At 60.0% G+C, this 437-nt stretch carries 1 protein-coding gene; it reads right to left on the reverse strand.

Annotated features, from left to right (window positions below; genetic code table 11):
- Positions 1–329: hypothetical protein (locus EOB49_RS36765; RefSeq protein ID WP_164781952.1), on the reverse strand; the 329-nt coding region annotated here is incomplete at its 3' end.
- Positions 330–437 lie beyond the last annotated feature (108 nt).

Below are 437 nucleotides of genomic sequence, written 5' to 3' on the forward strand. Positions count from 1 at the left end.
TCCGGGAACAACTCGGGCGCCTGCAAGGCGGCGCGAGCCAACAGGTCTTCAACGTCAGCGCCGCCTTCCGCCGCATCTTGCAGGAGGGTTGCAAGGCGAGCCAGATCCGCATCGTCAAGGAACGAGACCGCGTCGTCGATAAGAGTGATCCGGTGGACGCCGGCTTCGACGGCCGCCTCGATGAGCTGAATCAAGAACGCCGATCCGTCTTTCAAATATCGGGCGATAATGACTTCGCAATCGGCATAGCGAGCCTGAAATGTCGAACGCGACTCCTCCGACAGAAGGCGAACCACGGTTTCGATATCTTGCTGTTGTGAGTTGGGCATTACGCATCGTCCTTAGCGGATGCTTCGCCGTCAACTCATTTTGGGCGGCTCGCCGCCATAGGCCCAGTCGAGCAGCTTGATCGTGTGCACCACCGGCAGCTTGGCGGC

Source organism: Mesorhizobium sp. M7A.F.Ca.MR.148.00.0.0 (genome assembly GCF_003997735.1).
Taxonomy (GTDB): Bacteria; Pseudomonadota; Alphaproteobacteria; order Rhizobiales; family Rhizobiaceae; genus Mesorhizobium.